At 66.7% G+C, this 12,765-nt stretch carries 14 protein-coding genes; 2 read left to right on the forward strand and 12 right to left on the reverse strand.

What is annotated here, in order from left to right; genetic code table 11:
* Nucleotides 1-195: 195 nt before the first annotated feature.
* The 10 genes from JOD60_RS10530 to JOD60_RS10575 all read right to left on the reverse strand — a co-directional run bounded on the left by JOD60_RS10530 (nt 196) and on the right by JOD60_RS10575 (nt 8,013).
* Complete coding sequence (locus tag JOD60_RS10530; protein WP_076690568.1) at nt 196-2,346, reverse strand: type IV secretory system conjugative DNA transfer family protein; 2,151 nt, start codon at nt 2,344-2,346, stop codon at nt 196-198.
* Complete coding sequence (locus tag JOD60_RS10535; RefSeq protein ID WP_076690569.1) at nt 2,339-2,578, reverse strand: hypothetical protein; 240 nt, start codon at nt 2,576-2,578, stop codon at nt 2,339-2,341. The genes JOD60_RS10530 and JOD60_RS10535 overlap by 8 nt, the downstream gene beginning before the upstream one ends.
* Before the next feature lie 160 nt (nt 2,579-2,738).
* Nucleotides 2,739-2,912, reverse strand: a complete 174-nt coding sequence (locus JOD60_RS10540; protein WP_157127933.1) for a hypothetical protein — start codon at nt 2,910-2,912, stop codon at nt 2,739-2,741.
* A 54-nt stretch (nt 2,913-2,966) separates the two neighbouring features.
* The gene (locus JOD60_RS10545; RefSeq protein ID WP_084201985.1) at nt 2,967-3,644 is read right to left on the reverse strand and encodes an MT-A70 family methyltransferase; all 678 of its coding nucleotides are present in this window, start codon (nt 3,642-3,644) and stop codon (nt 2,967-2,969) included.
* Nucleotides 3,645-3,808: 164 nt separating this feature from the next.
* Nucleotides 3,809-4,531: a hypothetical protein gene (locus tag JOD60_RS10550; RefSeq protein WP_076690571.1), complete on the reverse strand. Its 723-nt coding sequence runs from the start codon at nt 4,529-4,531 to the stop codon at nt 3,809-3,811.
* Complete coding sequence (locus JOD60_RS10555; protein WP_076690572.1) at nt 4,528-5,589, reverse strand: hypothetical protein; 1,062 nt, start codon at nt 5,587-5,589, stop codon at nt 4,528-4,530. The genes JOD60_RS10550 and JOD60_RS10555 overlap by 4 nt, the downstream gene beginning before the upstream one ends.
* Before the next feature lie 17 nt (nt 5,590-5,606).
* The gene (locus JOD60_RS10560; protein WP_076690573.1) at nt 5,607-6,383 is read right to left on the reverse strand and encodes a hypothetical protein; all 777 of its coding nucleotides are present in this window, start codon (nt 6,381-6,383) and stop codon (nt 5,607-5,609) included.
* Between the two features lie 135 nt (nt 6,384-6,518).
* Entirely contained in the window at nt 6,519-6,968 is a 450-nt protein-coding gene (locus JOD60_RS10565; protein WP_076690574.1) for a hypothetical protein, read from the reverse strand.
* 17 nt (nt 6,969-6,985) lie between these two features.
* Nucleotides 6,986-7,813, reverse strand: a complete 828-nt coding sequence (locus tag JOD60_RS10570) for a hypothetical protein (RefSeq protein ID WP_076690575.1) — start codon at nt 7,811-7,813, stop codon at nt 6,986-6,988.
* The gene (locus JOD60_RS10575; RefSeq protein ID WP_076690576.1) at nt 7,810-8,013 is read right to left on the reverse strand and encodes a hypothetical protein; all 204 of its coding nucleotides are present in this window, start codon (nt 8,011-8,013) and stop codon (nt 7,810-7,812) included. Before JOD60_RS10575 ends, JOD60_RS10570 begins: the two co-directional genes overlap by 4 nt.
* Nucleotides 8,014-8,217: 204 nt before the next feature.
* Here JOD60_RS10575 and JOD60_RS10580 point away from each other — a divergent pair, with 204 nt between their 5' ends.
* Nucleotides 8,218-9,711, forward strand: coding sequence for a hypothetical protein (locus JOD60_RS10580; RefSeq protein ID WP_076690577.1), 1,494 nt, complete (start codon nt 8,218-8,220; stop codon nt 9,709-9,711).
* Nucleotides 9,712-9,758: 47 nt separating this feature from the next.
* Entirely contained in the window at nt 9,759-11,144 is a 1,386-nt protein-coding gene (locus JOD60_RS10585; protein WP_157127935.1) for a hypothetical protein, read from the forward strand.
* Here JOD60_RS10585 and JOD60_RS10590 read toward each other — a convergent pair.
* Complete coding sequence (locus JOD60_RS10590; RefSeq protein WP_076690579.1) at nt 11,141-11,704, reverse strand: uracil-DNA glycosylase family protein; 564 nt, start codon at nt 11,702-11,704, stop codon at nt 11,141-11,143. The two genes, JOD60_RS10585 and JOD60_RS10590, sit on opposite strands and share 4 nt — an antisense overlap.
* On the reverse strand, nt 11,701-11,997 hold the full coding sequence (locus JOD60_RS10595) for a hypothetical protein (RefSeq protein WP_076690580.1): 297 nt from the start codon (nt 11,995-11,997) through the stop codon (nt 11,701-11,703). Before JOD60_RS10595 ends, JOD60_RS10590 begins: the two co-directional genes overlap by 4 nt.
* Nucleotides 11,998-12,765 lie beyond the last annotated feature (768 nt).

The raw sequence follows: 12,765 nt of genomic DNA on the forward strand, positions 1-12,765 counted from the left end.
GTCCAGGTGTCGGTCATCGGGCACCTCCAGGTTGAGCCTGCTGGGCCGAGCCTGCACCGCTCGAATGAGCGGGAGTCCCATCCCAAATGGGCGGGGTGAGGCCGGAAGCTGGCCGATTGGTGCACCACGACGGAGCTGCGACTGGCGCATCGACTCGCGCACTTCCCCCACTTCCGAAAGTCGCTCGCACGGCCGTCATGAGCGCCTCCGCTTCACTGGCGACGACGCGCTCGAGGAGACCGCGGGCGGGGGGTCTGCAGTTGTCAACGGGTCGGCGCTCGGGGGAGCGGCTGCGGCGGCAGCTTGTCGCTTCTGGAGTTCTGTCTTGATGGAGCGGCCGTGGCCGAGACGTGGCGGTGGTTCCAGCGTCCGGGCGGACATCCAGCCGCTCGGCCCTTGGCTCGTCAGCAGGGTGGTGTAGATCTCGTACTGGGGCAGCTCCTGAATGTCTGCGGCGGAGAGCGCCGGGCTCGAGCTGGCGATTCGGTTGGCCTCTTTCGCGCTGGTAGCGTAGATGACCTTGCTCTTGGTGTTGATCTCGATGGCATCGGCGAGCTCGCTGCCCATTTGGTAGAAGCCCTGTCCGAACAGCGCCCAGCCGACGCCGTACGAGCGTGAGATCTCAAGGGCCGCTTCAAGGGGCACAGGGAGCTTGAGGAACTTCCTCACCTCGTCGACGTAGACAAAGCCGGGTCGCTTCTTCGGGTTCTTCTCGTTGGCGCGCTCTTGGGCGGACATGAAGACCTCGGCGCAGATGAGCCCGCCGATGAGCTGTGCGGTCTCCGTGCCGGCCAACGCTTCGTTGACGCTGACCAGCACGATCTGGTCGCCTTGCCAGATGTCACGGAGCCGAAAAGGCGGATCGGCCTGCCCCAGGATGGCGGTCGCTCCGCGCCGCATGAGGTAGCGTCGGAGCTTGTTCATCGGCGCAGCGATCTCGTTTTCCTGCTGGGCCGGCTTCAGCGCTTCATAGCGTGCCCAGAACCGAGCGATCTCTGGCTCGCTGGCCACGGCCGGCGTGGCTGTGCGGCGAAACGCTGGGTCCGTGAGGAGCTTCGGGATGTCAAGGAGCGTGTGCGGGCTTGGTCGCCGCTGTCCGTCAATGGCGAGCGTCAGCACGCTGGCATAGAGAATGTCCTCCGTCCTTGGCCCCCACCCGCTGGCGAAGACGCTCTTGAAGACGGCGAGCACACTGTCGGCGACGGCATACGCGTCACGTCCGCGGGCATCGAGCGGGTTGAACCCGGCCGTGCCCTCGGGATCTGCCGGGTCGTACAAGACGACGCGTTCGCCTTCCTCGGGTGTCAGCAGGTCGAGGACGTACTCGACGCCCTGCCCTTTCGGGTCGACGAAGCACACCGGCCGACCGGCGCGGACGTCGGAGAGAAGCCAGGGCACCAAGACGGCCTCGGTCTTTCCCGAACCGGTCGGCCCGAGGATCGCCGCGTGGCTGGTGCGCGCTTGAGCGGTCAGCCCTATCAGACGCTCCGGCCCGGGTGCGGTCCCGACGGCGAAGACGCTTTCTCTGTTCGAGACGGCCTTTGGCACCGGGAGACGCACTGGATGGAGCGGGTCGACGCCGGGAAGGTCAGCTTGGCCGAGTGGCCACCCCAGGAGGGCGGTCAGGTTGGCGGCAGTGAGTTCGAGTCGCGTCCCGGAGGAAACGGCGCGGTTGAGCTTGTCGAGGCTCTCGCGGATGAGTTTCGGCTTCACGCCGATCGCGGCGAGCCCGTGCAGGCTGCCGAACAGGCCACGAGCCAGCGCCGCGCGCCGCTCTGGGGTTGCGGCATTGACGCCGATGCGGAGTGTGACCTGAAACCTGGCCTCGCCTGCATGGTCTTGGAGCTTGCGTCGCGTGTCGGAGACGGCCGGTTTCACCCCGTGCCAGAGTCGGGACCCAATCGGTTGGAGCGGGTCCGGATGACCTTGGCGCAGCGCACGGGGTGCCTGGGCTCGTCCAAGTAGGACTTGCAGAGCGACCGTCTCGCCCTGCTTCCGCGAGGCCAGCGCGGAGTACAGGCTGGCAGTCACGATCTCGGGATCGGGGGAGCCGGGCGGGAGTCCCTGCTGACGAGCTTCCACGCGTCCGGCCGATGCAGCCGCGTGACGCGTTGCGCTGCCGTAAATGATCCTGGGCACGAAGCCACGCAACAGGTGCTTGAGCTGATGGACGCTCGTCGGCGTGCAGCCCAGGATGTACTGGATGCCGTCGTCGCCCGCTCGGACTTCGAACGCGAGGGGCCGCGGGATGTCCGGTCCGGCCAAACGGGCCAGCAGGTTCGTGACTGCGGCGCCGTCGAGCGGTCGCGGCAGGTACAGGCGGGTGTAGACGAAGGGGTCAGGCATTGCCGGCCCCTTCGCTGGCGGTCTGCCACTGCGGGGCTTCGAGGGCTCGCTCGCGGGCGAGACGCGCCTGATAGTCGGCGCGAGCCTCTACCTCACGCTGGGCTCCAGAGAGCGCGATGTTGGTGACGACGAGAGCGATCGCTTCCGGGCTGTGGTCGCCCCGGATGGTCGTCACATAAACGTGCCGATTTCGGCGCCGGTACGAGCGACGCTTGGCGGTGTGGTGGGTCATGATTCACCTCCTTTCGGGTTCGGATTGGTAAGAACGGGCTCGGCGGCTGCGGAGGCCTCCGGAGCGCAGAGCGGATGACCGTTTATGAAGTAGACCCGGTCTTTTGTCAATCCCTGTTGTGTATTCCACATCGTTCGGTCAGAGGTGAACGTGTTCATGCTCACCACCGCCTGTCCCGCTGCCAGCGGATGAACCAGACGGCGGCCCAGATGAGCCCGGCGAGGGCGGCCGCCAGGAGCAGCCACCCCCAGAACTGCGCCAGGAGATGCAGCGCCAGCCAGAGCGCGATCACTCCGGCCAGGGCCAGCAGGCAGCCGCGGAAGAACCTCTGCATGATCGTCTCCGGTCTCTCGTCTCCGGGCTCGTTGTCTCCGTGTCCGAACACGACTCAGCCCTCGCTTTCTCCGTCGCCGACGGAGGGAGTCATCTCGCCGTCGTCCTGGCGGGCGTAGTCGCTCGGCACCGGGTAGCCCCACGGCGCGAGCGAGACGTCGCTCTCGATCTCGTTGCCCCACACGCTCCAGTTCGGCGCGGGCGGGCGGCGCCGAGCGAACAGCTCCAGCTTCTTCGTGTCCCGCCCGGAGACACGGTCCGCGATGGCGTAGAACTCGTCCGGCTTGACCGAGTGCTCCTGAAGCGGCGCGAACACCCAGGTCGGCTGGCTGCGGAACTGCACCGGCGCCTTGCCTCGCGTGCCGAACAGGACGTGCTCGGTGGCATTACGCAGGTAGTTGCCGAGGGTAAAGCGCGGCTTGACCCAGGTGAGTGGCGAGCGTGGGATGAACCCCCACGCCTCCATGACGTCGTAGCCGACGCGGAGCGTCGCATTCGTCACCCACAGATAGAGGTGGGCGTTGTCCTCGGCGAGGGCTTGGACCGCCGGGCCCATGGCCTTGATCTGCTCCAAGGTCATGAGGTCGTAATGCTGGTCGGCTCCGAAGCTTCCCTTCTGCTGCACGTCCCAGGGCGGGTCTGCCGCGATTACGCCGTAGCGCTGCAGCGAAGCGGCGATCTCCTGATCTGCCGCCGCAGGGGGCGCTGCTGCGGTCTTCGTAGTGGTGGTCATGATGAGCCTCCTCTCTCGCCCGTGGTTACGGCGGGCGGACGGATGAGTAAGAACGGGTCGAGTCGAGATGTCAATGCGCCGATCGCGGCGTGACGGAGGCGAAGTCCGCCACTGCAGCGACTGCGATTGGTGCAGGCAGGAACTGGGCTCGCGCTCGGACTTGGTCACGACAGCACGTGCTTCCCGTGCGGGGTGTGCAGCACGGAGTAGCGAGACGCCCGACGAGTCGACGTGAGCGATCGGTGGATCGCCGCCGCAAACGCGCCAGGCGGGTCACCCGGACTGAGCGGAGTCACCGTGACGTTGTCAGCCGACTCAAGGTCCGGCGGAGTGACCCCGCCGAGCACAACCGCGTGGACGTGACCAGGGAAGCTCGTGACCCGGGAGAGCACGGCGGCAGGATCGTGGTCGGTCAGCTCGTAGTCCGTGAAGTGAGTCATCCGCACGTCGTGGTCTGGGTAGGCCTCGGCGAGCCGCTCCGCTTCCGTCAGGCTCGGGCTGAGGTCGCTGATCCCAGGTCCACCGGGACTCTCCAACGAGGGAACGAGCTTCTTCCCGAGCTGCCGGTCGTTCAGCGCGACAACACCCGATGACCCGTGAGGGTGATCGAAGTGCAGGATCGCGATCTTCGACCGGTCGCTGATGGCCCAGGACGCGACGAGCTTGATAGCCCGCCGCGCTTCCTCGAACCGGTTGCCGACAGGGTCCGCACCGTGCGGAGCCATGATCGAGCCGGAGTCGTCGAAGATCAGGATGTCCAGGCAGGGTCGCTTCGGGTCCAGACCCGGCCACCCGAGCTCGACATAGGGCTCCCGCACGGTGCGCTCGGTGTGCAGCGGCAGCACGCCACCGGGCAGCAAACCGGAGGGCTGGATGTACAGGGTCACTTCGCACCCCCGCTCCGACGAGCCGTCTGCCCGATCGCGGTCGGCTCGGTTGCCGCTCCGTGCCCGACAATCTGCGGATTCCTGCGAAGCACTCCGTAGCGCAGCGACCGCAGGTGATGTGCTGCGGCCTCTCCGCGCTTTGTGTGCTCCGCGGTGATGGAGTCCGCCTCGACGAGCGCTTCCTCTCGAGTTCGCCACGCAGCAGACGCGGCGAGGGTCTCGTGGCGGGCGAGTTCGCGCTGGTAGTCCTTCTCGGTCGTGTCGAGCAGGTCCGCGATGTCGTCGGCGTACATGTAGCTCTCGATCCAGCTGGCCGCGGCGATGGCCGCCGCGATGCCGCCGAACACCAGCCCGACGAGCGGATCCTCCAAGCTGGCCCGGAGCGCGAAGATGCTGGCCGCGATGGTGCCCGCGACCGTCACCGACACCCAGCTCAGGGCTTTGACGAACGGCCACCCCTTATCGGGATGCTCGAACAGGTGCCCGTATTCTCGCTGCGCCTCCGTGAGCTCTTCGGCAGGACGGGCGCGCCGCGCGCGGCTGCGCACGTCGCGCACCTCCGCTCCGGACAGCCCCGCAGTGACCGTGGCGACCGCGGCGCTGACGGCCATGACGGTCGCGAGCACAGGTTCCTCACCCAGCCAGATGAACGACCCAGCGAGCGTCGTGACGTCGCCGATGAGCAGCCCCGTCTTGGCGAGGTAGTGCCACTTCGTCGCGCCGGGAGGGCGGCGCCGAAACGACCCGAGGGCGTCGTGGGCGCGAGTGTGCCGGCCTTCCGCGGCGGTCAGCATCGGGAGGTGCCCCTCGATGAGCCGCTCCGCTTCGGAGGCAGCGGGCCCGAGGCCCGCCGCTTCCTTCGCCGCCTCGCGGCAGGCTTCCAGCCCGGTGGCGTCGAACAGCGGCGGCTGCTCGTCCTCCAGTGCGCGGCGCTCCAGTTCCAGGTAGGTCTCGCCGAGTTCTGACGGCCGGGTGACGGCGCGTGCCTCATCGACGGGCTGCAGTGCGATCTGCTCAGCCTGCGATTCCGCCTGAAGGGCAGCCGCTTCGGAGTCCATGTCGCGTGCCACGCCACTCACCGCCCATCCGTCACGACGAGGCACTTCGCGGCATCGGTGTTAGCGCACAGCCGCGTGTAGAAGGCCTTCAGGCCGGCAATGAAGTCACTCGGCAGGGGGTCGCCGGTGGTCCGGCCGATCCCCACCACGGAGATGCTCGCTCCCGAGAGATCCGGGACGGCCACGGTGTCCGCCAGCGCGGTCGCCTCGGCCTCCGTGAGGGTGTGGTCGATCACGATGCCCTGGTTGGTGAGCCCGTCCGTGTTGAGGGTCACCTGCAGCGCCATGTCGGGCCGCAGGTCGCGGGCTTCACCGAGCAGACGGAACAGTCCGGTGACGTCGGTCCCGCCCTCGGGGAGGAGCTTTACGGCCGGGGCGTAGTTCTTGGTTACTTCGGCCATGACCTCCTCGACCATGTCCGGAACGCGCCGGAGCTTGGCGATGTCGGTGCTCCCGGCAGCCTCGAGGTCTCCGTCGTAGATGGGAGCGGTGACGGAGTTGGTGCCAAACGCGGACACACTGAGGTGCCCACCGCACACGGCTACCCTCTCGACGTCGGCTTCGATCGTGGCGAGGTACTCCCGGGCGATCTCGGCGCTTTGCGTCGTGCCGGAGCCGTCGCTGAGGTTGAGCGCGTTGAGCGGCCGGTCCGGGCAGTTGGCGAGTGTCGCCTGGAGGCGACCGAGTTCGCCGGGCGCGTGGCCGGTGCAGCTCGTCAGGGCGACCGAGCTGGCCACGATGGCGGTGGCGATGATGCCGACGCGACGAGTGCGACGCGATACTTGAGGGGTCATGGGATGTCCTTCTTCCTTGATCTGTTGCAGGTGATGGGATGGGTACTTCGCGATGACAAGGGGTGGCTCAGTTGGCGCTGAGCCACCCCGCTTCTGAGTTCGGGGCCGGTTCCGTTGCGGCCGTGGTCAGGACGCTCAGGCGTCGGCATTGTCGTCGCTGTTGAGCGCCTCGAAGATGCGGCGGCCCAACCGACTGCCGTCGCGCAGCGCAGACCGCAGGACCTGGCTGAGCCGCTCCGGGTCTCCCTGGAGTTCGGGCAGCAGACGGAGCTGGGCGCGAGCCCGGGTCATCGCGTTGCGGAGGTCCGCCGCGAGACTGACGATCACGCCGTCCAGCAGCCGGATGCCGACCGCGGTCAGGCCGAGACTCTCCGTCGACGGCGACGAGTCAGGCGCGGTCTCCGGCGGCGAGTCCGGTTTGTCCCCGTAGGTGGTCGGATCGGACTGACGCAAGGTGCACTCGATGGCCTGCAGCGTGCTGCGGATCTGGCCGAGATGCTTGATGCCAGGCGGGGCGACGATCGCGCCGCCAGCGAACTCCAGGCGGGTGATCGCCTCGAGCTGTGCGCTGGGGATGGTGGACATGAGGTCTCCTTCGTCGGTTAGTGGGCTGGGGTGGTGGAGGTAGTGCTCGTCCGGGTGGGCGGAGACTCGATGAACACCTGCTGGCAGAGGCTGCAGCCGACGGTGCCGTCGAGCCACCAGCCGCGCGCCATGCGAAGCGTCCGCGGCCTGCCACGCTCATCTCGGCACCCGCACTGAGCGGACACGTACTTGCCGGTCGCGGGCACGGCGTCGGCGGCCGTGGCCACGACGACGGACGGGGCGAGGGAGGTTGGGTGGCCTTGCTGGTCGGCTGGGAGCAGGCGCAGTGCCTGTTCCAGCTCGAGCACGAGGTCCGCGTAGCGCTCCCACCCCGCCGTGGACAGGCCGGTCGTGATGTGACCGATGTAGGAGCGCGGGCTCCTCTCGACGCGCAGTCCGAGGGCCACGGCGATGCGCGCGAAGATGCGGTTGTGGTAGCGGTTGCCTCGTCCCGAGGTGCCGCGCTGGCCGGTGACGCGCGTGTAGAGGTGCGCCAGCTCGTGACAGATCGTGTCGAAGATCTCCTCGGCACGGGCTGACGAGTCCATCTGCGCGAAGAGGAACACGCCGATGTTGACGTGGATCTCGTCCAGCGCCCGCTCGTCCAGCTGCCACTTCTCCGGCTGGTAGGAGCCGTAGGGCCCGAGCGCCCGACCGCCGAGCACGACGACGACGCGTGAGCGGAAGGCACACGTGAGACCCGCGAGCTGCGATTCGTTGCGGACGCAGACTTCGTCAGCGATACGGGCAACCAGTGTGCTGAGACCGGCGAAGGCATCCTGACCGGACTCCGATTCGCGTGCGACAATCTCGTCCGCGAGGGCCGAGACTCCGCGGCGGGTCACTTCGGGTCCTCCCCGCGAAGGCGCTTCACGATCAGCGAGAGGAGCGCTTCGATCTCGTCGGCATACTCGGCGCCGTCCTGGGCGAGCGGCGCGTTGGGAACGAGCGCGGGACGCGACGCGTCGAGGTCGCGCAGCGCGAAGCCGAGCTCCGTGACGGCCGCGATGAGGTGCGGAATCGGGTCGGGCTGGGTGGTGTTCACGGGGGCTTCCCTTCGAGGCTTGAGAACCGCTGACACCACCCACATCACTCGGCCCCAGATGGAACGCAACGACCAGACTTGGGGCCCAGCCCACGGCTGGTGAGGGCATGCGACCTGGGGCGAATGTGGGGAGAGCTGGGGCACGGCGTCATCGCAGGAGTGCCGGCTTCAGGCCTACGACCAACAGCCGCTAACGTTTGATTCATGGGGATGAACGAGGACGGCCGAGCGCTCGCGGAGGCGATCCAGGACGTCGTCGTATCTGGTGTACGCGTCGGCCGTAACAACCGCGTCCCGAACGCGGACGACCTCTCGGGCGTCCTGCTCGTCACAATCACTGGCCGCCTCGATGAAGCCGCCCCCCGGCGCGACGTGCGGTTCGACAAGCAGATCGCGTGGCAGCTGCTTCGTCTTGCAATCACGAGAACGGGTGATGCTCCCGAAGCGGAGCGGCCCCTCCTGGTCGCGGCGTCTCACCTCATCGCTGCGGGCCGTAACCCCGCGGCTCCCGATCGGCCAGCTCCCTACAGCGACTTGAGCGCGCTCGCTCGGTCTGTTGGTATCTCCCCGCAGGCGTTGCTCAAGGCGGCAAACGTGCAGTCCGGCGCCGAGTACCGATCGTCGGCTTCGCTTCGCCAGGCGTACGCCGCTCGCGCGTCGCGGCTCGGCACGAATCGGGACGCCGTCCGCCCGGGTCAAACCAGTACGGGACGGGCGATCAGCCCGGCAATCGCTGCATCCCTACGTCGGACGCTCGACGATACCGTGACGCTTCAGCGCGTGATCGCGGAGGCCACGGCCGCTGGACTTCCGATTCTCCCCGACCCCCAGGAGCGGCCGCATGCGCTCACTGAGGCGCAGGGTGCGCTCCCAGCCCCGCGCTGGACGAAACCGTTCCTGTGGGCCGGTGGGGCTGCGGTGCTGGTTGCGGTGGTGACAACGGGGATCCTGCTCTCAAACGGCATCACCGGCGCGGCCGAAGGTGCTGCTGAGGCGTCGGCGCCGATTGCGACCATTGAATCAGTCGCGAGCAAACCACCCAGGTGGACGATCAACACTGCATTCTGGGTGCCTGCCTCTGCGCCGCTCGAGGAGCTCGAAGCGGCGACGGATGGATGCGCTGACCCCGCGGCGAGGGAGTGGCTCCAGAAGCATGGCGTCTACAGGGATGCGTTCTACTTCACCGTGCGGAACGTCAGCGGCGACACTATCGGTCTCACAGAGGTCGCCTCTCGCGGTACCGTCTCGCCCGCGAAGCCTGGGTTGATCGTGAAGTGCAGCGGCGGCGGGGAGGGCGGTGGAATCGATTGGACGGTGCTCGCGCTCGATATCGACGAGGACGCCGTCGCGACGCTAAAGAACACGTCGCAGGTGAGTGACTACTTCTGGAGTGACATGCCCAAGGGCGAGACCAGTGGCATCATGGTCGTCCCCAGCGGCGAGCACGACTTCACCGGCACTCTGACCGCCGACGTCATCCCCACCGGGGGCAGTTCATCGCGACTGATCGTTCCGGCACTGGAGGGCGGCGGCGATCGCAAGATCGATTGGCACGGCATGCCAAGCGACAAGACCGTCGTGTACACCCTTCCAAGCCCGGACGACGAACCCCTCTGCACGGTCAATGGCTCTGCCCTCCCGAGTTGCTCCGTCGCGAGTCTTCGAACCGCGCTCGGCGATCTCTGGGGCGACCAGTGACGCGTCGCCTGCGAATCGTCGTCTTCGCCGGCATTGGTCTTGTCGTCGTGGCTGTCGTCATCGGCGCGCTCCTTGCTGCGAGGACGTCGCTGCGCGTGACCAACGAGGGACGCTCGGCACTATCCGAAGCCGGAAAGGCGACAAACGTCGCCTACTGGGTTCCGCTGTCGGCGCCGCTCGAAGAACTCGACGCAGAAGGCAGCACCGAGTCGCAGTGCGGCATTCAACTCTCCGCGTGGCTCTCGGAACACGGTTCACTTCTTCCCTCCCCGCAGGCCATATTGCTGCGTTCCACATCGGAAGAACCCCTTGCCGTCTCGTTCACGGCAGATGGTCGCTTCTCCGACCCGCGCGAGGGCTTCATTCTCCAGTGCGGCGCGCCCTCACTTCCTGCAGGCGAACCGGAGCGCGGTGAGCTTGAGTGGGCTCCTCTCTTGCTCCGACTCGACGAGGACGCTCAAGGGAGGCTTCACGCGCTGACCCCAACAACGGACGGGCCGGTTCCCGCCACGGTTACCGTGAAGGGCACCCGACCCGTCGGCCTCGGCGCACTCATCCAAGGTGACTACGCGTTCGACGGCACTATTCGCGCACAGGCTGACGGGTCGCCTGTCTCGCTTCCAATCGACGGCGCGGCATCCGATGGCACCGCGATCGCTTGGCCAGGTCTGCCCAGTCGAGGCACGCTTCGCGTTGTCGCGGGACTGGAGAACGATGGCACCACGGCGTTCTTCTGCAACGTCGCGAGCTCCACGCAAGCCGGCGGTGTCTGTCTGCCGAGATCTGACAACGAGGCCATGACGATTCGCCACCAAGCGCAGCAGATTCGCACGGACTATCTGACAGTGCGGGATACTGTCGCCGACGCATTCCGTGCGCCGCGTCCGGCTCCCGAAACTGAGTCCCGTACTGCCTTCGTGCGGGTCGATCCGTGGAACGACCCCGCTCTCCAGGCTGATGACGCCGATGAGCAATTCGAAGGGTGGTGCAGCCAGAGTGCCTTTCGCGCCGACCGCGTCGAGTGCGAGACCGGAGCGGACTGCTTCCTGAGCCAGGATGCGAACACCGCCGCATGCGGAGATCCGTCGACGAACACATGGACGCCGTACCGAATCTTGGCGCCCGTGCAGCCCGCCATTGACGACGGCTCCGAACCGACACTCTCCCCGGTAGGGCTGAGATTGGTGAATGGTGCTTGGTGCACCTTTCATTCCGGCGGGCCCGACGTCGCCGTCGAGGGATGGGGCGGCTCGGCCGGCGAGTGCGTGGAGCCCGGCGGCGTGGCATATCCGTTCTGGAGCACCTATCCGAGCGGTCCCCTCGGTCAGCCCTACCTCTTCGAGCTTGGGGGTAGTGGCTATCTGAGGATCGCAGTCCGTGAGGGAACGCCGGACGCGCCTGACTACGAAGACGTCGCTCAGATCTTCTACTAAACGCTTTGCAGCTCGACCTTCAGCGCGCGCATCTGATCGTCGACGCGATCCGCGCGCTCGAACGGCCCCGGCATCCGGAAGAGCTTCCCGCCCCACGGTGTCGGCGTCGCCTGGAAGCCCACGGTGCTTTTCGCACCCATGATCGCGTCGGCGGGCTGCCGGAAGACACACACGACAAGCGGCGCCTCACGGGCACGAAGCGCATCCATGAGTGACGCGCGACCACGTGCGAGCTCTGCGGGTGCGAGGTCGCCCTCGCCACGTGTCGGACGCTTCACCAAGTCGGTGAACCCGACACCCGCCGTCAATGCCGCCTCCTCGAAGAACGTGCCTTGCGCTGGCACCTGGAGCAGTCCTGCGTCGGCCAATCGGAGCAGCTGACACCGCCCGGAGGCGCCTTGGTAGTAGTGTCCGATCTCGACGCTTTTCGTGGCGGGGTTAAGCCCCACGATCATGGCTCTCGTTTCATCCGGCCAGAGATCCGCGAGCGTAAGGATCGGGTCTCCCATCCACACGGCGCGCTCCTGAAAACCTACAAGCGGTCCGTCCGACGTCGTCATAAGCTACACCTCACTGCCAGTCCGGCGACGATGAGCTCTTCGATCGCGGCGGCGAGATCCTCGTCGCGTTCGTAGGCGTTGTCGTAGGGATCGATGGGTCGCCCTTGCTCCGCTATCAGCAGCCCATACAGGCCGCGAGCTATCAGTGACAGATCCTGATCTGCCAGCACATCCGGGGAGATCTCGACGTCAGCGGAGTCGGCGACTACCCGGCGCAGCCCGGTCGCGGCAATGAAGTCCGATGGTCGCTCACTCACCCCTGGAACGTACCGCGAGAATGCGACCATAAGCACCAGCAGTAGCGTGGGTGGCGAGCGGCGAGACACCAACAGATATTGACAAATTCGAACAAATATGCGATAATGCAGGCTAGTTGAGGGTTGTTTCTGATTGGCGACACCTTCAACAGAACGCTCACCACTTGCCTGGCTCGAAGCGTTCGGGATAGCTCTCCACCCGTCTTCCGGGTGCGGGAGCGGCGGTACCACCGCGGCGCGACTATGCGCGGCGCGTGATGCTGTCGCTCCTGCAACCGCAGGAACTGGGGAACCCGAATCCACTGGGGGAGAACAATGAGCATTGAGACGAGCCCGCGCTCTGGGCCATGGACGATCTATCGGGACGAAGACATTGTCGACGTCCGAACCGAGCAGTACCGCATCCATCAGAACGGAGGCGGCCTGGTGGCCCTCACGGCGCACGTGGCAGCGTCCGTCTACGTAGCCCCGAGAGCAATCATCAAAGATCACGCAATTGTGGTCGGATCAGTTCGCCTATTCGACCGAGCAGTGATCGAAGGTAGTGCTGTCGTAGGTGATGCTTGCACCCTCCGGGGGGACTCAAGCGTTGGGGGCGACGCAATACTTCGTGGAAGTGTGCAACTCAACCACGAGGCGCGCGTGGACGGAAACGCGAGACTCAGTGGAGGGCTGCAATTGCAGTACTTCGCGCGAGTAAGTCAAGGCACTCTAGCTGGCGGTATGACCATCCAGTGAGAGTGCACCCACCTCGAGCCCGCCTCGAGCGACAAACAAGAAGAGCCCGCACGGGCGATTCGTCGC

The sequence above is a fragment of the Microbacterium aurum genome, assembly GCF_016907815.1.
GTDB lineage: Bacteria > Actinomycetota > Actinomycetes > Actinomycetales > Microbacteriaceae > Microbacterium > Microbacterium aurum.

Bases quoted from the DNA above. Each gene is read 5' to 3' on its own strand.
- JOD60_RS10530 (WP_076690568.1), bottom strand. From the start codon at position 2,346: ATGCCTGACCCCTTCGTCTACACCCGCCTGTACCTGCCGCGACCGCTC.
- JOD60_RS10535 (WP_076690569.1), bottom strand. From the start codon at position 2,578: ATGACCCACCACACCGCCAAGCGTCGCTCGTACCGGCGCCGAAATCGG.
- JOD60_RS10540 (WP_157127933.1), bottom strand. From the start codon at position 2,912: ATGCAGAGGTTCTTCCGCGGCTGCCTGCTGGCCCTGGCCGGAGTGATC.
- JOD60_RS10545 (WP_084201985.1), bottom strand. From the start codon at position 3,644: ATGACCACCACTACGAAGACCGCAGCAGCGCCCCCTGCGGCGGCAGAT.
- JOD60_RS10555 (WP_076690572.1), bottom strand. From the start codon at position 5,589: ATGGACTCCGAAGCGGCTGCCCTTCAGGCGGAATCGCAGGCTGAGCAG.
- JOD60_RS10560 (WP_076690573.1), bottom strand. From the start codon at position 6,383: ATGACCCCTCAAGTATCGCGTCGCACTCGTCGCGTCGGCATCATCGCC.
- JOD60_RS10565 (WP_076690574.1), bottom strand. From the start codon at position 6,968: ATGTCCACCATCCCCAGCGCACAGCTCGAGGCGATCACCCGCCTGGAG.
- JOD60_RS10580 (WP_076690577.1), top strand. From the start codon at position 8,218: ATGGGGATGAACGAGGACGGCCGAGCGCTCGCGGAGGCGATCCAGGAC.
- JOD60_RS10590 (WP_076690579.1), bottom strand. From the start codon at position 11,704: ATGACGACGTCGGACGGACCGCTTGTAGGTTTTCAGGAGCGCGCCGTG.